This window comes from Cutibacterium sp. 37298, assembly GCF_023838685.1.
In the GTDB taxonomy this organism is placed as follows: domain Bacteria; phylum Actinomycetota; class Actinomycetes; order Propionibacteriales; family Propionibacteriaceae; genus Cutibacterium; species Cutibacterium acnes.
In genome coordinates, this window is sequence record NZ_JAJNRJ010000006.1 from 22337 (window position 1) to 41214 (window position 18878).

Annotated in this window: 18 protein-coding genes and 1 riboswitch; of the genes, 11 read left to right on the top strand and 7 right to left on the bottom strand. The window is 59.7% G+C overall.

Features of this window, described 5'->3' with window-relative positions:
* Nucleotides 1–12: 12 nt before the first annotated feature.
* The 3 genes from rsmA to rsmI are packed head-to-tail and all read right to left on the bottom strand — an operon-like array spanning nt 13 to nt 2671.
* Nucleotides 13–909: a 16S rRNA (adenine(1518)-N(6)/adenine(1519)-N(6))-dimethyltransferase RsmA gene (rsmA, locus tag LRP59_RS11450; protein ID WP_002513266.1), complete on the bottom strand. Its 897-nt coding sequence runs from the start codon at nt 907–909 to the stop codon at nt 13–15.
* Entirely contained in the window at nt 906–1814 is a 909-nt protein-coding gene (locus LRP59_RS11455) for a TatD family hydrolase (RefSeq protein ID WP_002513265.1), read from the bottom strand. Before LRP59_RS11455 ends, rsmA begins: the two co-directional genes overlap by 4 nt.
* Nucleotides 1811–2671 carry a 16S rRNA (cytidine(1402)-2'-O)-methyltransferase gene (gene rsmI / locus LRP59_RS11460; protein ID WP_002531764.1) on the bottom strand — a complete coding sequence of 287 codons (861 nt, stop codon included), beginning with the start codon at nt 2669–2671 and terminating at the stop codon, nt 1811–1813. Before rsmI ends, LRP59_RS11455 begins: the two co-directional genes overlap by 4 nt.
* A 114-nt stretch (nt 2672–2785) precedes the next feature.
* Between rsmI and LRP59_RS11465 the strand changes: the two genes are divergently transcribed.
* Both LRP59_RS11465 and LRP59_RS11470 read left to right on the top strand, forming a co-directional pair.
* A complete protein-coding gene (locus LRP59_RS11465) occupies nt 2786–4315 on the top strand; it encodes a dolichyl-phosphate-mannose--protein mannosyltransferase (RefSeq protein ID WP_002531766.1) in 1530 nt (509 codons plus the stop codon).
* 83 nt (nt 4316–4398) lie between these two features.
* On the top strand, nt 4399–5883 hold the full coding sequence (locus LRP59_RS11470) for a uracil-xanthine permease family protein (RefSeq protein WP_002513262.1): 1485 nt from the start codon (nt 4399–4401) through the stop codon (nt 5881–5883).
* Here LRP59_RS11470 and LRP59_RS11475 read toward each other — a convergent pair.
* A complete protein-coding gene (locus LRP59_RS11475) occupies nt 5850–6032 on the bottom strand; it encodes a hypothetical protein (RefSeq protein WP_074025719.1) in 183 nt (60 codons plus the stop codon). The two genes, LRP59_RS11470 and LRP59_RS11475, sit on opposite strands and share 34 nt — an antisense overlap.
* Here LRP59_RS11475 and LRP59_RS11480 point away from each other — a divergent pair.
* From LRP59_RS11480 to LRP59_RS11515, 8 genes are all read left to right on the top strand, one after another.
* Complete coding sequence (locus LRP59_RS11480) at nt 5986–7005, top strand: magnesium and cobalt transport protein CorA (RefSeq protein WP_002521271.1); 1020 nt, start codon at nt 5986–5988, stop codon at nt 7003–7005. The two genes, LRP59_RS11475 and LRP59_RS11480, sit on opposite strands and share 47 nt — an antisense overlap.
* Nucleotides 7006–7195: 190 nt before the next feature.
* Nucleotides 7196–7305, top strand: a riboswitch (TPP riboswitch).
* Complete coding sequence (gene thiO / locus LRP59_RS11485) at nt 7265–8545, top strand: glycine oxidase ThiO (protein ID WP_032499863.1); 1281 nt, start codon at nt 7265–7267, stop codon at nt 8543–8545. Its footprint overlaps the riboswitch before it by 41 nt.
* Nucleotides 8546–8550: 5 nt before the next feature.
* Complete coding sequence (gene thiS, locus LRP59_RS11490) at nt 8551–8820, top strand: sulfur carrier protein ThiS (protein ID WP_171011476.1); 270 nt, start codon at nt 8551–8553, stop codon at nt 8818–8820.
* Nucleotides 8817–9695 carry a thiazole synthase gene (locus LRP59_RS11495; protein WP_148378527.1) on the top strand — a complete coding sequence of 293 codons (879 nt, stop codon included), beginning with the start codon at nt 8817–8819 and terminating at the stop codon, nt 9693–9695. Before thiS ends, LRP59_RS11495 begins: the two co-directional genes overlap by 4 nt.
* A gap of 14 nt (nt 9696–9709) precedes the next feature.
* On the top strand, nt 9710–10537 hold the full coding sequence (locus LRP59_RS11500; RefSeq protein ID WP_002521268.1) for a HesA/MoeB/ThiF family protein: 828 nt from the start codon (nt 9710–9712) through the stop codon (nt 10535–10537).
* Nucleotides 10538–10973: 436 nt separating this feature from the next.
* Entirely contained in the window at nt 10974–13553 is a 2580-nt protein-coding gene (locus LRP59_RS11505; protein WP_002532928.1) for a DMSO/selenate family reductase complex A subunit, read from the top strand.
* A 166-nt stretch (nt 13554–13719) separates the two neighbouring features.
* Nucleotides 13720–14361: a DMSO/selenate family reductase complex B subunit gene (locus LRP59_RS11510; RefSeq protein WP_002521265.1), complete on the top strand. Its 642-nt coding sequence runs from the start codon at nt 13720–13722 to the stop codon at nt 14359–14361.
* The gene (locus LRP59_RS11515) at nt 14361–15371 is read left to right on the top strand and encodes a DmsC/YnfH family molybdoenzyme membrane anchor subunit (RefSeq protein WP_002513253.1); all 1011 of its coding nucleotides are present in this window, start codon (nt 14361–14363) and stop codon (nt 15369–15371) included. Before LRP59_RS11510 ends, LRP59_RS11515 begins: the two co-directional genes overlap by 1 nt.
* A 63-nt stretch (nt 15372–15434) precedes the next feature.
* On the opposite strand, the gene LRP59_RS11520 is transcribed toward LRP59_RS11515, so the two are convergent.
* The 3 genes from LRP59_RS11520 to LRP59_RS11530 all read right to left on the bottom strand — a co-directional run bounded on the left by LRP59_RS11520 (nt 15435) and on the right by LRP59_RS11530 (nt 17315).
* Nucleotides 15435–15740 (bottom strand): DUF6457 domain-containing protein, encoded by a 306-nt coding sequence (locus LRP59_RS11520; protein ID WP_002521264.1) that lies wholly within the window; start codon nt 15738–15740, stop codon nt 15435–15437.
* 138 nt (nt 15741–15878) lie between these two features.
* A complete protein-coding gene (locus tag LRP59_RS11525) occupies nt 15879–16379 on the bottom strand; it encodes a molybdenum cofactor biosynthesis protein B (protein WP_002513251.1) in 501 nt (166 codons plus the stop codon).
* A gap of 297 nt (nt 16380–16676) precedes the next feature.
* Complete coding sequence (locus LRP59_RS11530; RefSeq protein ID WP_002521262.1) at nt 16677–17315, bottom strand: molybdenum cofactor guanylyltransferase; 639 nt, start codon at nt 17313–17315, stop codon at nt 16677–16679.
* Nucleotides 17316–17483: 168 nt separating this feature from the next.
* Here LRP59_RS11530 and LRP59_RS11535 point away from each other — a divergent pair, with 168 nt between their 5' ends.
* Nucleotides 17484–18854, top strand: coding sequence for a NarK/NasA family nitrate transporter (locus LRP59_RS11535; protein ID WP_171011475.1), 1371 nt, complete (start codon nt 17484–17486; stop codon nt 18852–18854).
* The last annotated feature ends 24 nt before the right edge of the window (nt 18855–18878 follow it).

Sequence of the window (18878 nt, forward strand, 5' to 3'; positions counted from 1 at the left end):
ACCGGCAGAAGTTCACACCTGACCTGAATCGCTGAGAGCACCAGCTTGGGCTAGGGCCTCTGCAACGCGGGCCAGATCGCCAATATCGAGGGCTTCGCCACGCGCCGTCGGGTCAATTCCAGCGGCGGTAATGAGCTCGGAAGCCGCCATTGAACCACCGCATAACCCGGCCAGGGCCGAGCGCAGCATTTTGCGGCGAGAGGCGAAAGCGGCGTCAACAACGCGAAAGACTTGGGAACGGGTGACGCGCGGGTTCCGCCCGTCGACGTGGGGAGACCGCCGTCGCGTAATCCGGACCAACCCGGAATCCACATTGGGCACTGGCCAGAAGACCGTCGGGGGAACGTTACCGACCCGAGTCGCCTCGGCATACCATGCCAGTTTGGCGCTTGGAACCCCATAGATCTTAGAGCCGGGAGCGGCTACTAGCCGGTCGGCCACCTCCGACTGCACCATGACGACGCCGGTGCTCCACTGCGGACATATTGCCAGCATGTGCAACAGCACCGGAACCGCGACGTTATACGGCAAGTTCGCCACCAAGGCGGTGGGTTCCGCACCGGGGATGACCTTGACGTCAAGGGCGTCGGACAGGACGACTTCCAACCTCTCGGCAGCACCCGGCATTCGTTCAGCGACGGTATCGGGAAGCTGGTTGGCCAACACCTCGTCAATCTCGATGGCAACGACCTCCGCGCCGGTCTCCAACAGCCCCAAGGTGAGCGAACCCAGCCCAGGGCCGACCTCGATAACTCGGTCTGCGGCGCCCACCTGCGCCAGGGAAACTATCCGGCGCACCGTGTTAGCGTCGTGGACGAAGTTTTGCCCGCGAGTCTTTGTCGGTCGCAGACCGATCTGGTCAGCAATGCGCCGGATCGACGCCGGGTTGAGCAGGCCGGTTTCACTCACCAGGCACCTCCATACGCGGCAAAGGCGTTATCGGTTAGTTGTTGACAGACACGGAGTTCATCCCACCCCCGCTGTTTCGCGATGAAGCGTGCAGTGTGAGGTAACAAGTATGGCCCGTTGCGCTTGCCCCGGCGCGGGGCGGGAGTTAGGAAGGGCGCGTCAGTCTCTACAAGGATGCGATTGTCTGGCGCGATCGCCAGTGCGTCGCGTTGCGGACCGGCTGAGTTAAAGGTGATGGTCCCTGAAAACGACAGGTAGGCCCCATGGTCCAAGCAGATCCGGGCCAGGTCAGCATCACCGGAGTAGCAGTGCATGATAATCCGATCGGGCCAACCTTCTGAGTTAAGGACGTCAACAACGTCATCGTGAGCCTGACGACCAGAGGGCGGCTCGTCACCCTCACCGCCATTACGGGCGTCGCGCATGTGAATTGCCAAGGTGAGATCATGGGCGTGGGCCATAGCGATATGGGCGGCAAAGACCTCGCGCTGCAAAGCCTGTCCGTCGGCATCGGTAGTGCCGAAATGGTCAATACCGGTCTCACCGATGGCGCGGACGTGGTTGCCGACGTTGGCAAGCTCGTCAATCCGTTTCAAGGCATCACCAATCTTTTTCCTGCCGAGACGGGCAGCGTCGTTGGGATGGATGGCGACCGCAGCGATGACGTTCTTGTGCGTCCGCGCCAACTCCTCGGCGAACTCGGACCCCGCGATGTCACATCCAATTTGAGCGATGCGGGTCACCCCGACCTCACGGGCGGCCGCCAAACTAATAGCGGGTTCGATGCCGACAACGTCCTGCACGGTGTCCAAGTGAGTGTGAGAGTCCACAATGGAGCCCGCCAGCGGCTCGGGCAGGGGCGGTGCTCCGGCCTCGCCCAGCACCTCACGGATGGCTTCGTTCACGATTCCTCCTTGTCAGTGGTCAAGGCGTTCTGCGCGGCGTCGTAGAGTTCGTGGCGGTCAACTCCAGTGGCGCGGGCCACCTGGGCGACAGCTTTAGAGCGCTTGATGCCGTCGGCAGTGAGCTCTGCAACCATCTCAGCGGCCTCGTCAATGCCGACGACGGTGCCCGGGGCTCCCTCGATGACAATCGTGATCTCCCCACGGGCGTGCTCGCGGGCCCATTCGGCTAACTCGCCCAAACCGCCGCGGCGAACCTCCTCGTAGGTCTTCGTCAGCTCCCGGCACACCGCGGCCCGTCGATCGGTACCGAGGACATCAGCGGCGTCATCAAGAAGATCAGCGAGCCGGTGCGGGGCCTCATATAGGACGGTGGTGCGTGGCTCCTGAGCCAGTTCGGCCAGACGACGACGCCTCTCTCCCGGTTTGCGCGGCAGAAATCCCTCGAAGCAGAACCGGTCAGTGGGTAGTCCGGAGATGGCTAGGGCCGTCGTGACGGCGGTGGGCCCAGGCACTGAGGTGACGACAATGCCGTGCTCAATGGCCGCGGTAACAAGTCGGTACCCCGGGTCTGAAACCGAAGGCATCCCGGCATCAGTAACCACCACGACGTCGTCGCCATCACGAAGGCAGTCGATGAGTTCGGGTGTGCGGGCAGACTCGTTGCCTTCAAAGTAGGACACCACGCGGGCAGAGCTCTCGACGCCGAGGCGGCGCAACAGGTCACGCAGCCGACGGGTATCCTCGGCGGCAATGACCCGGGCATCCCGCAAGGTCTCGATAAGGGCGGGCGAGGCGCTACGACGGTCGCCAATGGGGGTGCCCGCCAGGATGACTCGTCCCGGCTGTGTCTTACTCACCGAGCTATCGTCCCACGCCGAACCGACGATGACGTCGGACCAACCCTTTACTATGGCACTGTGCCAGCAACGAGAAGATCCTTGTCGACCATCGAACGCCTCGACGACGGTCGGATGACCGATGAGTACACGAGCTGGATCATCACGGCCCTTATCACCACCGTGGCATTCCTGCTGCGCGTATGGAACGTAGGATTCCCCAACAGTCTCGTCTTCGATGAGACCTACTACCCCAAGGACGCCTGGACGATGCTCCATCAGGGGTACGAGGCCACCTGGCCCGACGCCGCCAAGGCCAATGCCGATATCGTCCGTGGGATCACGAATACCTGGACTCCAGACGCCGAGTTCGTCGTCCATCCACCAGTCGGCAAATGGCTCATCGCGACCGGGGAGCAGTTGTTCGGATTTAACTCCTTTGGATGGCGGTTCAGCTCGGTGGTATTTGGATCACTCCTCGTCCTCATGACGATCCGGCTGGCTCGACGTCTCTCCCGCTCGACCATGGTGGGCGCCATTGCCGGTATCTTGCTCACCCTCGACGGCTTGGCCTTCGTCATGAGTCGGATCGGACTGCTCGACATTTTCCAGGCCTTCTTCCTGGTGGCAGGTGTATCCGCGGTAGCGGCCAACCGGGACTGGTTCCGTCACCGACTAGCTGATCATTTACGCACCATAGGCAACCCGCATCTCGATGCGGATTTCGGCCCCGCTCTGGGGTGGCGACCCTGGCGTCTGGTCGCAGGCATCATGTTCGGGCTGGCCTGTGGCACGAAGTGGAACTCCATGTTCGTGCTAGCGACCATGGGTATCGTCTCTGTCATCTGGGACTGGTCGGCGCGTCGTCTAGCCGGCGCCGGGACGAAAGCGTGGTGGTCCTTCCTTCGCGACGGAGTGCCGGCCTTTGTGTACCTCGTCGTCGTTGCGCTGTTAACATACCTCGCCACCTGGGCGAAGTGGTTGGTCACCTACCCGCACATGGTTTTCGGTAAATCGTGGGCTGGTCCCGCCCCCAGCCCAGGCCTGTCGAAGGTAGTTGGGAAACCATTGGCCGCGCTGTGGGAATACCACCGACAGATTTACGACTTTCACACCGGTTCGTACATGATGACGCAAACTCACGTCTATGCCTCGAATCCGTCGGGATGGCTGGTGATCCAGCGTCCGCTGGGCGTCGACGCCGTCAACGGCATCAAGCCCAGCCAGCAAGGCTGCAAGGCCGTCGGCGATACTTGCTTGCGCGTCATCTCTGCCACCGGGACCCCGGTACTGTGGTGGTTCGCGGCCATCGCCCTGGTGGCTGCGGTGATCTGGTGGATCTTCGCCCGTGACTGGCGATTCACCTTGCCCATTGTCGCCATGATGTCGACGTGGATCCCGTGGTTCCGTTACGACGACCGCCCGTTGTTCTTCTTCTACGCGATCTGCATCATCCCGTTCACCGTGACGATCCTGGCTATCTGGCTCGGTCAGATCCTCGGACCCGCTAAAGCCAGCAGCCGACGACGCATCGGTGCGATCGTCGTCGGGACGGTTATGGCTCTGGTCGCCGCCGACTTTGCCTTCATCTATCCAATCCTCACCGACGGTCTCATGACCCGAAAGGCATGGCTGGCAAGAATGTGGTTCCACTCCTGGATCTAAGCTCCGTCGGGGGCCTGGGCGGACATGTCCGCCCGACCGATACGCTGAGGCTCCGGAAGGGAGCCAACCCCGGAAGGACGCGCATGATCTGGAAACTGCACAATCGCGGTGTACTAGAACCGGGTGAGGTGGTGGCTCCCGACGAGAGGCTCGGGTGGGGCCGCACCATCGGGCTAGGAGCCCAGCACGTGGTAGCCATGTTTGGGGCGACTTTCGTCTTCCCCGTTCTCATGGGTCTCAACCCGCAGTTGGCGGTCATGATGTCGGGTGTGGCAACCCTGGTGTTCATCTTCGTCACTCAGCATGAAGTGCCGTCTTATCTCGGCTCGTCGGCCGCGTTTCCTGGGGTAGCGACCGCGATCTACGCCTCGGGCGGTAAGCCCAATGACGTCTCGGGCGCCCTGCTGTGTGTCGGCCTGACCCTACTTATTTGCGGCATCATCATCCAGGTCGCCGGATCTCGGGTAGTCCATAAAGTTTTGCCACCGACGGTGACCGGCGCCGTCGTTATGCTCATCGGGTTCAACCTTGCCCCGGTCGTCGCCAAAACATACTGGCCTACCGATCAGTGGACGGCGCTCATCGTCATGTTGCTCGTCATTGCGCTGTCGGTAGGGCCGCGCGGCTTCGTATCCCGGATCGCTATCTTTCTGGCTCTGGTTATCGGCTATCTGCTGTCGTGGATCGAAGATCTCGTATTTGGCCCACTGCACCACTCCGATGGCAGCGCTGCCCCGCGGGTGGGCTGGTCGGCGGTCCACAGCTCCGCGTGGATCGGCCTACCTCCGGCGACGAACCTGGACAACTGGCAATACCTGCCTCAGGTTCACAACGGATCTCACTACGCATCAACCAATGTCGTCGGATTCCACCTGCCGGCCTTCCACGTGGCCTTCATCTTGCTCGCTTTGCCGGTGGTCATCGCCCTCATCGCTGAGAACACCGGCCACGTCAAAGCGGTCGCTGAAATGACCGGTAAGAACCTTGACCACCAGGTCGGACGGGCGGTGGCGGCCGATGGTGCGACTTCAATACTGGCGACCTTCCTGGGTGCCGGCCCGACAACCACCTACTCAGAGAACATCGGCGTCATGGCCGCCACGAGGGTGTACTCGACGGCTGCCTATGTGGTAGCCGCAGTCGTGGCGATCCTGTTCGGTTTCTCCCCTAAGTTTGGTGCTGTCATCTCGGCGACCCCCGGCGGAGTCCTGGGTGGCATCACCGTGGTCCTCTACGGGATGATCGGTCTGCTCGGGGCGAAGATTTGGAAGGAGAATGAGGTCGATTTCGGCAACCCGGTGAACCTCGTCCCGGTGGCCGCTGGGATCATCATCGGTGTCGGCGATGTGTCACTGAAATTCAGCAAGTCCTTCACTTTGGGTGGCATCGCTCTAGGCACCATCGTCACCGTCGGTGTCTATCATCTAGCTAAGTGGCTGGCCCCACATGAACTATCTGACGCGGCAGGTGGCACCAACATCATCCTTGACGCCCCGGGAATGTATGTCGATGATGACACCCCCAGTAATCGCGATCACGACGGGGGCGACCAACACCGTACGCAGTAGGCTTGCCGCGCAAATGTTCGGAGGAGGCGATCAATGTCAGGAACATTCCAGCCCAGAAACACTGCGTCAACGAGCGCGAGAACCCATGGCGGAACTTCACCAGTGGCAACCGGACCGATCTCCGACACCAAGCCAGGCCTCATCGACATCAAGTGGTTCGAGCAGGGGGTCCCAGCTAATCCGGAGCATCGACCTGACATCGAAACCACTCTGTCATGGTTGGACGGTCATCCGGAACGTCTAGGAATCATCGTCGAGCAGAGCCCCAACCGCACTCAGATCAAGCGGCTAGTTGATCTGATGAACCTCGACCCGCTGCTGGCTGAAGACCTCGCCGAAGGCCATCAACGACCCAAGCTGGAGCGCCATGGCGAGGCCCTGTTCCTGGTGCTGCATCCGCCGTTCTACATCGATTCGATCGAGGACGTCGCCTTTGTTGAGGCCGAAGTCATTAAGCAGCGCAATTGCGTCGTCGTCATCATGCAGCGCATACCCGACGAGTTGTCGAGCCTAAGGTGGACCCCTCGCCTGCCGAAAGATGAGGAACTACTGCGTCACGGCCCTGAATCGGTGCTGTACACGATCCTTGACGGCGTGGTAGATCAGACGTTCCCCGTCATCAGCGGCATCCAGTTCGATATCGAGCAGATCGAGAGGCAAGTGTTCAGCGGGGACTCGGCAGCCCCGGAACGCATCTACCGCCTGTCCCGGGAAGCCATCGACCTACAACACGCCACCAACCCACTCATCCCGGTCATCGCCGCGCTTAGGGCTGGATCGGCCAAACACCAAGTTCCCCCAGAACTGCAGGCCTACCTAGCCGACGTCGCCGACCACTTAGCTCGGATTTCTTCACAAATCACTGACATTCGAGAGCTACTCACCCAGATCCTCACCGTCAACGCAACTCTTGTCGACCAACGCTCCAACGAGGATCTCAAGATCATTTCGGGATGGGCAGCCATCCTCGTCGTCCCCACCCTTATAGGGTCGATCTATGGCATGAACTTCGACAACATGCCAGAGCTACACTGGAGGTTCGGCTACCTCTACTGCATACTATCTATGGTAGCCAGCAGCGGGATTCTCTACGTCATATTCCGCAAAAACAATTGGTTATAACACGCTCCGGTACCAGTTCACGGTATCGTCCTGTTCTCGGGAGAATGGCATACCCTGACATGGAATACGCTAAGACCACCCGGCTATCAGGAAATGTTGCGTTTTCTTCACCGGGTTCGGCAAAACACAGGCTGCAGGGCTGGACGTCGGAGTCATCAGCCCAGCCTCTGCGACAACGACCTATGATGGGAAAAGTTTCCGCGGGAGCCGCACGGAACAGGATGCGGCTGAGAGGGCATATTCGCCGACCGCTTACCTGATGCGGGTCATGCCGTCGGAGGGAGGACATACTGTGGTCACTGCTGCCACACGACCAGAGTTCGCTGAATCCACTATCGTGGGTCACGTCGATACGAAGAGCCATAATCACGCCGCCGAGACTTCGACTATTCCACCGTCGGAGCATGGTCGTCCCTCCTCGGTCGTCATCGCCGGATCCGGAATTATCGGTCTGACGACGGCCTGGCGACTGCGTCGTCGCGGGATAGAGGTCACCGTCTTGGACGACGCCCCAGTTTCCGGGGCCAGTTTCGCTGCTGCCGGGATGCTCGCCCCGGTCTCCGAGGTCGTCTGGGACCAGCCGACCCTCTACCCCCTCATGGTGGAATCGGGTCGGATCTATCGCGACTTCGCTGCCGCCATAGCCCACGACGTTGGCCACGACATCGGATATCTGGAAAGCTCCACCTTCGTCTGCGCTGGAGATTCCGCCGACCGCCAGACTCTCAATGAACTGCTCGAACTCCAGCACCGGATGGGCATGACAGTCAACCGAATCAGTGTGTCCCAGGCACGGGCGGCGGAACCCGCGCTGGGCCCAGGATGCGTCGGGGCCGTCGACATCCCCGGCGACCACCAAGTTGATCCCCGACGGCTGTGCGGCGCCATTCTCGAATTCCTTGGTGACCGAGTCGTATCCACCCGAGCCAGTGAGGTCCTCTTCAATGAGGATCATCGCGCGATCGGCCTGCGCGGTGCCAACGGCAAAAGCTACCGCGCCGATCACGTCGTACTCGCCGCTGGGGTGGACACCGGTGCGATCACCGGCATTCCGCAGGCCCTCACTGACCTACTGCGCCCGGTACGAGGTGAGGTGCTGCGACTCCGCGTCCCCGAAGCCCTGCGACCATTGGTAACAAGAACCATCCGCGGCGTCGTTCAGGGCAATGCCGTCTACATCGTCCCGCGAGCCGACGGCACCATCGTTCTAGGTGCGACAACCCGAGAAGACGACATGGTCGGAGTGCATGCGGAGGGTGTTCACCAGTTGCTGCGCAACGCCCACCGTTTGGTACCCGGAATCCTCGACTGCGAAATTTACGAGATGACTGCCAAGGCCCGCCCCGGTTCCCCCGACGACGTACCCATGATCGGACGGGTAGGCGATGGGCTCACCGTCTCAATGGGGTACTTCCGGCACGGCATTCTCCTGGCTGCGATCGGCTCGAGGATTGGCGCAGATATCGTCTGCGGCACCGAAAAGGACAACAATCCGGCATTGCTAGCGGCCGTCAATCCATTCCGATTCGGCAACCGGTAAAAGCCATTATGGCAGCGCACAATGGTGAGACGACTGGCCACTACCCCACGACGACGGTCAACGGGGAGCCGTACGATCCCAGCGGTAATGAGACGATTCTTGACCTGGTTAGTGCCCGTAGCGGCAAGACGTTGAGAGCCGACGGGAGAACCGTCGATGGCTCGCCTCTGGGGATTGCGGTGGCCGTAAATGGGGCCGTGATACGTCGCGCACAGTGGGCGGCAACCCCGGTGCGAGGAGTCATCGACGTCGTGACGGCGGTACAAGGCGGATGATGACGGAAGAAACAGACGTGACGAACGTGGAGGAAACGATAGTGAGCTGTGATAGAAAGGCGGCGACGTCTTCCGACGAACCGCTGCACATCGGTGGTCTAAAGCTCACATCACGACTCATCATGGGCACCGGTGGTAGCACGAGCATGGACACCCTCGAGCGAGCACTGGTTGCCTCGGGGACCCAACTTACGACCGTGGCTATGCGTCGATTCGCCGCCGGGCCTCGTCAATCGGTGTTCGAGATCCTGCAGCGGCACCGGATCACCGCCCTACCGAACACGGCCGGCTGCTACACGGCACGAGACGCCATTCTCACCGCGAATCTGGCCAGGGAAGCCCTGGATACCAACCTCGTCAAACTCGAGGTCATCGCTGATGAGGACACCCTGCTGCCCGACCCCGTTGAGCTCGTGAACGCCGCCGAACAACTCGTGGCCGATGATTTCGTCGTGTTGGCCTATACCAATGACGATCCAGCAATAGCTAAGCGGCTGGAAGATCTCGGTTGCGCTGCGGTGATGCCGGCAGGAGCCCCGATCGGTACCGGGCTAGGAATCCTTAACCCACACAATATCGAGTTGATTGTCGACCGGGCGAACGTCCCGGCCATCCTGGACGCCGGGATCGGCACGGCCTCGGAGGCCACCTTGGCCATGGAACTGGGGTGCGACGCGGTACTCCTGGCGTCCGCCGTGACCCGCGCTCACAATCCGGTGGGCATGGCCCAGGCGATGAAGATGGCTGTGGCGGCTGGACGGGTGGCTCGTACATCGGGACGCATCGCGCGTCGACGTCTAGCGCGAGCAAGCTCGCCGTTCGACGGGATCATCACTGAGCGACTCCGTGGCCCGAGGGAGAACGACAGCCTGTGAGCGCTCTCAACCCGATGGACGACGCGGTATCTCGTGCTATCAACGGCCACGATGCCGTAGAAGACCTGGGCTCCACGACGTCGCTAATCAACCGTGACTTAATCCGATACGCCCGCCACATCGTCTTGCCCGGATTCGGTCAGGAGGCTCAACGCCGACTACGAGATAGTCGGGTGCTTGTCGTCGGGGCTGGGGGCCTCGGCTCCCCGGTACTGCTATACCTGTCCGCCGCCGGGGTTGGCTACCTCACGATCCTTGATGACGACGTCGTTGACGAGTCCAACTTGCAGCGGCAAGTGATCCACCGTCAGGCCGACGTGGGACGGCCCAAGGCCCTCAGCGCCAAAGATGCGGTGCAGCGACTCAATCCGTATCTGGTGGCGGAGGCCGTCGTCGCCCGGCTGGGAACTGACAATGCGCTCGGCCTAGTCAAGGATCATGACCTCATCCTCGACTGCACGGACAACTTCACCACCCGTTACCTCGCCTCCGACGCTGCCGAGATCACCGGAACCCCGCTGGTTTGGGGAACGATTCTGCAGTACCAAGGTCAGCTATCAGTTTTCTGGCCCGATCGCGGGCCCATGCTACGCGATCTGTTCCCCGAGGTTCCCGCCGCTGATTCAGTCCCGTCAGCTGTTGTTGGAGGCACATTCGGCCCGGTCGTCGGTCAGGTGGGATCGATGATGGCCACCGAGGCCGTGAAGGTGCTTACTGGGATCGGGACGCCGGCCGTGGGAAAACTTGTCGTCGTCGACGCTCTCGGCGTCGGTGCCCGCACCCTCAGCTTCGCCGCAGACCCGGACCGTGCTTCAGTGACGCAGCTGCCCGAAGCTGAGTGAAGGTGGAGGAATTCTCGGGTGATGTAGCTGATTGATTTTTTGAATCCGAGGGCGTCGCCTCGGAGAGGTTTGAGGCGTCTGTTGGTGACCTCGGTGGGGCCGTTAGGAAGTGGCTGTCGTGCCTATTGAGGTCGTTTCAGCTTCATCAAGATGGCCAGGATGCTGCTAGCGAGCAGGGTGACCTTGGTACAGGATTCTGTTTGTCTGCTGGCCATCGTGAGCAGCGGTCGGCAGCGACGATCTATTAATACACCGCCCACGTCACGTCGACCTTGGCATGCACATCATGGGGAGAGGACCCTCTACAGGGTTTAGGACTACCGGTCGATGAGGGGTCTCAGCGCCAGTGCACAGTGTTCCGTAAGCTGCAATAAGCATAGGCTGAAAATCGCTACGACTTTTCACACGATACGGTAAGTTGTGAATGACGTATCGTATGTCGGGAGGTCTCAACGTGGAATCCTATTCGACGAATATACCTGGGCTAAAGACCAAGGCACGTCGCCGTGAATTCATGAAATGGTCCGCCGTGGTCGGCGGGGCTGCCGCCCTCGCCCCAGTATTACACGAGACGAAAGATGCACTAGCCAACAAGCCAACCAACGACGCCTCGACCTTCGTGTGGTCTGCTTGCACCGTTAATTGCGGCTCACGCTGTCCGCTGCGCCTGGAGGTCAGGGACGGCACCATCGTCCGCGCCCTACCCGACGACACCGCAAACAACAAACTGGGCTCCCAGCAAGTACGTGCCTGCGTGCGAGGACGTTCGATTCGCCACCGCATTTACAATCCTGACCGGTTGAAGAAGCCAATGAAACGCAAGCCCGGCACCAAGCGGGGAGATGAACAATGGGTAACGATCAGTTGGGATCAAGCCCTCGACGAGATCGCCGAAAAAATGAAAAAGATCAAGGCCAGGTACGGCAACGAAGCTTTTTACATTAACTACGGCACTGGCACGTTAGGCTCAGTGATGGCCAAGTCGTGGCCGCCGGATCAGAGCGCCTTCGCCCGGCTCATGAACACGTGGGGAGGTTACCTCGACCATTACAGTGACTACTCGACCACCGAGATAACTCAGGCCTACCCGTATTTCTACGGATCATGGGTCGGAGGCAACTCATTTGATGACGCGAAAAACTCCAAACTTCAGGTCATGTTTGGCAACAACCCTGCGGAAACACGCATGTCAGGTGGCGGCCAAGTGTTCGTTTCCCAGCAGACACGCAAGACCTCGGGTGTACGCACGATAGTCATCGACCCGCGCTACTCTGAAACTGTCGTTACTATGGCTGACGAGTGGATCCCGATTCGGCCCGGCACCGATGCCGCCTTGGTCGCAGGTCTCATCCATACCATGATCACCGAGGACCTGCACAACCAAGCTTTCCTTGATCGCTACTGCATCGGTTTCGATGACAAACATCTACCCGAAGGAACATCAGCCGGTTCGTCTTACCGGGCCTATCTGGAGGGGAAGGGACCCGACCATACCATCAAGAACGCGCAGTGGGCCTCCCACATCACCGGAGTCCCGGCAGAGCGGATCCGCCGCCTGGCACGTGAGATCGCAGCAGCCAACCCCTGCGCCATCACCCAAGGCTGGGGACCCCAGCGTCATGCCAACGGAGAAAATAGTGCTCGGGCGATCTTCCTGCTCGCAGCCGTCACCGGCAACATTGGCATCCCCGGCGGCGGAACCGGTGCTCGCGAAGGCGCCCAAGCCTTCCAGTTCACTTTGCCTTTCAACACTGAGATCACCAATACCAAATCCAACAAGATCATCCCGGTGTTCTCTTGGCTGGACGCCATAGACCATGGTGAGCAGATGGACACCTTCAACTCTGGGGTGTGTGAAAAGCCAGCCCCCGGAATACGTGCCAACAAGGTTCCCATCGACGAGCACGGCAAGCCGACGAATGTCAAGCTCAGCGCCCCCATCAAGATGGTGTGGCAGTACGCGGGCAACTCGTTGGTGGGACAGACAGGCGACAACAACCGCTCTGTGGAGATCCTGCGTGACGATTCCAAATGCGAGCTCATCGTCGTTTGTGACATCCAGTACACGACCTCGGCACGCTACGCCGACTACGTCCTTCCTGGCACGTCTACCGCCGAGGAAGAAGATATCCACCCAGGCGAGAACGGGGGGCCGATGGCCTATGGAATCGTTTCATCTCAGGCAATCAAGCCTTTGTACGAGTGCCGCAACATCTTCGACATTTGCGCCGGACTGGCCAAGCGTCTAGGCACCGAGAAGGAATTTACCGGCGGGTTGACCCGTAGCCAATGGCTGGAACGCACGATCGAGGAGACTCGAAAGAAAGACCCCAGTCTGCCCACCTACCGCGAGTGGAAGAAAATAGGTATCTTCCGCAAAGACATGGGCCCCTATGTAGAGCTTGATGAATTCCGTAAAGATCCGGTTGCCAATCCACTAGAGACCCCGTCAGGCAAGATCGAGATTTATTCTGAGCGGCTAGCTGCAATGTCCGAAGCGTGGACGTTCGGCACCTTCCGCAAGAAGCTAGCTGGTGACAAACTCACTGCACTGCCGGAATACGTCGTCACCTGGGAAGGCCCCGAGGAGGCCAAAGCCTCCAAGAAATATCCATTCCAGGTGATAGGTCACCATTTCAAAGGACGAACCCACTCCAGCTATGGCAATGTTGACTGGCTGCTGGACGCTCATCCCCAGACTGTCTGGATCAACACTCGAGATGCTCGAGCTAAAGATATCGCCAATGGCGATCAAGTCTTTGTTTACAACGACCGCGGTACCATCCGGCTACCGGCCCGTGTCACCGACCGTATTGCACCCGGCGTTCTTTCAGTGCCGCAGGGCGCTTGGTACTGCCCCTTGAGTAACACAAAGGTCGCCCCGCCGAGCAACGCCAATCCCAAGCAACCGGTCGACATCAATGGAGCCATGAATACTCTCACCTCGCTGCACCCTTCGCCGCTAGCGAAGGGTAATGCGGTGCACACGACGATCGCCAATGTGGAAAAAGCATGAATACCCCGCCCCCACGGGAAATCAGTCAACCGCACATAAACGCGCCAACGTTGAGACAGATGAATGCATCAGCATATGACGAACTAGCATCGGCAACCATAGACAAAATCGCAAATCGGGTTTACACCGACCTGATGAACATCCGGAAAATCTAAGGAGTCAGAGGATGGGAGAGAAGAACTATACGGCAAAAGGAGCCAAGTACGGCTTCTTCTTTGACCAGACACTGTGCACCGGGTGCAAAGCCTGCCAAATCGCTTGCATTGACAAACACGACCTGCCCACGGGGGTGCGGTGGCGCCGAGTCATCGAGTACAGCGGAGGAACTTGGCAGATCTCGGGGGACACTTTCAACCCCTCGGTCTTCACGTACTACACGTCAGTCTCATGCAACCACTGCGAGGACCCGATCTGCATGAAAGTCTGCCCTACCACGGCAATGTCCCGCCGCGATGACGGCACCGTCTACGTCGACCAAGACAAGTGCGTGGGATGTCGATACTGCGAGTGGGCGTGCCCGTATAGCGCACCGCAGTACCGCAAGGACACTGGCCGAATGAGCAAATGCGATCTGTGCTACGACTATCGCAGTAAGGGTAAAGAGCCAGCCTGTGTAGCCGCTTGCCCGTCGCGAGCTCTGGATTGGGGACCTATCGATGAGCTGCGCGGCAAATACGGCAATGAGGACGCCATCGCTCCACTGCCTGATCCTTCGGTAACCAAACCGCACCTAGTGATCACTGCGCATCGTGACGCCCAGAGGTGGGACGAGGGCACCGGCGAGATCGCTAATACCAAGGAGATCTGATGAACACCCACGACGTTCCGATGATCCTATTCACCGTCGTCACACAGATGTGCGTTGGTGCCTTTTTAGTCCTTGGGACCGTCCACGTGGGGGTAGCCATCAGGGGACGCGAAAACAGCGTCGTGGAGCGAACCAGTCGCCCAGTGCTCTATGCCATCGGCCCGGCCATGGTATTCGGCCTCTTCGTCTCCATGTTTCATATGGGTTACCCGGCTCATACCCTCAACGTCTTGCGTCACCCGCAGACTTCCTGGCTATCGCGTGAAATCATGTTTGGCTCCGGCTTCGCCCTACTCGGCTTTGTCTTCGCCATGCTGAGTTGGTTTAAGCGACCTACTTTCGCTATTCAGCGGGTTCTCGCGGTTTTCACCGCAATCGTTGGCATCGGACTGTTGGTGTGCGAGTCGATGATCTATTACTCCTTGGTGACGGTCCCGGCTTGGCACAACTGGTGGGTGCCTTTCTCCTTTGCAGCGACGACCATCATCTTGGGAACTCTCTCAGTGGCCTGTGCACTCATGATCACCGCGATGGTGCGCCATAGTCACGAAGCAGCTGGCCCCTCAGCCAGGGAAAAGCATCCGAAAACCACGGGCTGGTGGTCCCGGCACGTCACCGAGGAGATCCGTGCCATCAACGCTCCAACCGATGATCAGGAATGGGACTTGTCGTTGACGGTAACCAAATGGTGCTCCATCGGCGCCGCCGTGGTCTCGGTTGCCCTCATGGTGGGTTATCCGCTCTACACATCCCAGCTGGCCTCCGGCGGGCCTGTCGCCCACCAGGCCAGTAACACGTTCTCCGGAGGTATCTACGCTACCCGACTCATTCTGCTTGGTGTCATCGCGCTCATGCTCGGGAGTTTCGTCTACCGCGGAGCTTTACACACACCGCGCGAGCACCCCCATAGCCTTGGCTGGCTACTTATCACCACGCTGATTATTACTTTCGCCGGCGAGATCGTCGGACGAGCGCTGCACTACTGGAGTCTGGTGCGAATCGGCATATGAACGCCAATCAACTAAGGCCACTGCTACAAATGATTGCAAGCAGCCCCGCTTCCCCATGAAGGTTTAGTCCCGTGTTTGGCCCCACTGCTCGGCGGCCTGCATCAATTTCTTTACCAACTGCAGGGTATCGCCACCCTGTGCCGTGGCAATACCGACAAGGAATGCCGTCAGCGGAGCTCCAGGACGGGACGGTCCGTGCGAGATAACTGAGACCATGTCAAGCAAAGGCTGCTCAACATCGGTCAGAACGGATGGATCGACGGCCACCTCTCTTGCAGCGATCTCCAACCAATCACGCATCCGGGCCATCTTCTCAGGGTTGTCGTCATGATGCGACATGACTACCTCCTCGCTTCTCAGGGTTGTCATAGGCTGCTGACCACCTGTTGGTCGCCACAACACCCACGTTTAAAACACCCTACGACCCAGCGGACCGAGGGGGCGCCTGCACGTGCGGTTCGCCGCACTCAGTAAATGCAGTGTGCGCTAACTCGCTAGTTATGAACGTCAGTGTCCTCCTCCGGCAAGCTGCCTGAAGATGTGTTCGAGCATCGGCCCGATCACAGTGAGGGTGTCGCGCACTCCGCCAGTGGAGCCGGGCGCATTGACGATGAGAGCCGCTTGGTCACCCCGTGAAGTCACACCTACGAAACCACGCGATAGTCCTGCCAGAGCGGAGCTATGCGCACCGAGGGCTCGGACCTGCTCGGCCAGCCCATCTAGACGGGCCACCAACAACGGCTCGGTGGCTTCCGGGGTAAGGTCACGCGGCGAGATCCCCGTTCCACCGGTAGTGACGACAAGCCGGCATCCATTCTCTAATGCATCCCTCAAAGCACCACCCACCGAGTCGATCCCGTCAGGTACGACGGTCACCGGATCGACCTTGAGCCAGCTGTATCCCAACTCAGCAAGCATTGAAGCAGCCAAGGGCCCAGACCGGTCCAAGGCCGCGCCAGCAGCACAACGATCTGAGACAGTGATGATGCGTGCCCTGATCTCATCCACACAATCGATCTTATCGAGATCCGATCAGCGCTCCCGCCGACCCGTGCTCAGCATAAGCCACTAAGAGTGCGCCTCTAGAGGGGCAAGAGTCCGCCCCCTCGCAAGACTTACGGAAACCGAGCGATGCGGGACCACACATGCTCCACAACGCGCTTTATTAAAGCAGCGCCCCGACTAACTCTGTGCTCCTGGGACACGGAGTGTCTCGCTGTCATAGTAATGACCACGGTAACGGCATGGAGAGGATGTCTCATCATGGGCCGCAGGGTTTCCGAGAAACACGTACGCTTCGGAGAATCAATCGCCGATGTGACGCAACCACCACTCCACATCGCCCGGAGTGTCAAGATCACGACAAGCCTCTGGCTCCACTGGAAGGTCGAGCAAGCATAAGCCACCGAGCACACTGTGTACCGAGCGGTTCACGACCGTGTCAGCAGCGACAATCGAGGCTTCTAAAGGTACTCGCCGATACAACCCTTGCAGGAGCTGACGATGGGGCTTCGGCACTCCCCCAAATGTGACGGCCCCAGCGAAATGGTTCAACGGATCGTCCTCTAACGCTTCGCGCAACTGCCGAATCGACCTGCCAATTCCCGGAGAGTCCACCGCGCAAACGAGCACCAAGTCATCCGGTTGAGCGGGAGGCAAAGCCTGCAGCCCGGCTCTGATTCCAGCCAACGGCCCAGACCCAGGCGGGTCCTCCATGGTACGTATCACTGGCCATGGCACCTCCACTGATTCGCGAGCAACGACCACGTTGCTACCTTCCAGCCCTTCGTGGGCACCATCCACCGCGTCCAACACGACATCAAGTAGACGACGTGTCCCCACACGCAGATTCGCCTTCGATACCCCACCCAATCGATGAGCACATCCACCAGCGAGGATGACGGCGTCCAAACGACGATTGGTCATGTCATGATCATGCCGCATACCGATCCATAACAAGCCACCCGCCACAGACTTCACCAAGGTTTCCGACCAATATGACCATCCAACACATCTTCGAATCGTGCCGACGATACGCCCCGCCAGAAACAGCAAACCACGCGATGCCGCCACGCCGGCGTTGGGGCACAAGGCGGGGCAGCCTTCACGCCGATTATTTTTTCTGGTAATATCCGTGTTAATTACACGATCCCACGCGGAGACATTGTGAGCACAAGCCCTTCCCACCATCTCATCGAGAACTGGGATCCCGAGGAAAACTGGGATTCCGGTATCGCATGGCGAACTTTGACCATTTCGACGTTCTCCATGATCATCGCGTTTTGCGTATGGTTCTTGGTGAGTGCGATCGCACCCAAACTCAACGCCATCGGATTCCACCTGACGAAGTCACAGCTGTACTGGCTCACCGCCATGCCAGGGCTCTCGGGAGGATTCATCCGCCTGGTCTACATGTTCCTACCGCCGGTGATCGGCACTCGCAGGCTCGTGGGATACAGCTCCCTGCTCTACCTCGTCCCTATGCTGGGCTGGTTTTTCGCCGTCCAGAACACATCGACCGGGTACGGCACCCTTCTCCTCCTCGCCTTCCTATGCGGCGTTGGGGGCGGATCTTTCTCCGGTTACATGCCATCAACGGGCTACTTCTTCCCTAAAAGCAAGCAGGGCACCGCCTTGGGAGTACAGGCTGGCATCGGCAACCTGGGGATGTCCATCGTTCAGTTGCTCGGCCCATGGCTCATGGGCTTCGGGCTCCTCGGCCTCACGTGGATCGCCCCGCAGCACACCGCCGGGAGCCCCTTGTGGGTGCACAATATCGCCATCGTCTTCGTCCCGTGGACCATCCTGGCCACGATTTTGGCATTCACTATGCTCAAAGACGTTCCAGTAAAGGCGAACTTCCGTCGGCAGATCGACATCTTCACCAACCCCGACACTTGGATCATGACGCTCATGTACGTCATGACGTTCGGCCTGTTCAGCGGCTTCAGCGCCCAGTTCGGGCTACTCATCGAGAATACCTATGGCAACTCGAGCAACTTGGCCCACGGATTTTCTAACTTGCCCACCGGGGCCTCCTACGCCTTCCTTGGCCCACTGATCGGCTCGTTGGTGCGTGTCATCTGGGGGCCGCTCTGCGACCGATTCGGTGGGGCGATCTGGACCCTTGTCTCGGGAATCGGGATGGCACTGACGTTCGGGTTCTGCGCCTTCTTCCTCAACCCCACAAGTCCAAGCCAGTTCGGCTACTTCCTGTGGGGAATGCTCACCATGTTCTTCTTCTCCGGTATCGGCAACGCCGGGACGTTCAAGCAGATGCCCATGATCATGCCTGCCAGACAAGCCGGTGGAGCCATCGGGTTCACCGCCGCCATCGGCTGTTTCGGCCCATTTGTCGTCGGTGTCGCTCTGTCGTCGATGTCAGCCGTTGCCTGGTTCTGGATCTGCACCGTCTTCTGCATTGTGTGCTCGATCATCTGCTGGATCCGTTATGCCCGCCCGGGTGCTCCATGCCCTGGCTGACCAGCAACCCTAGTTTCGACACAC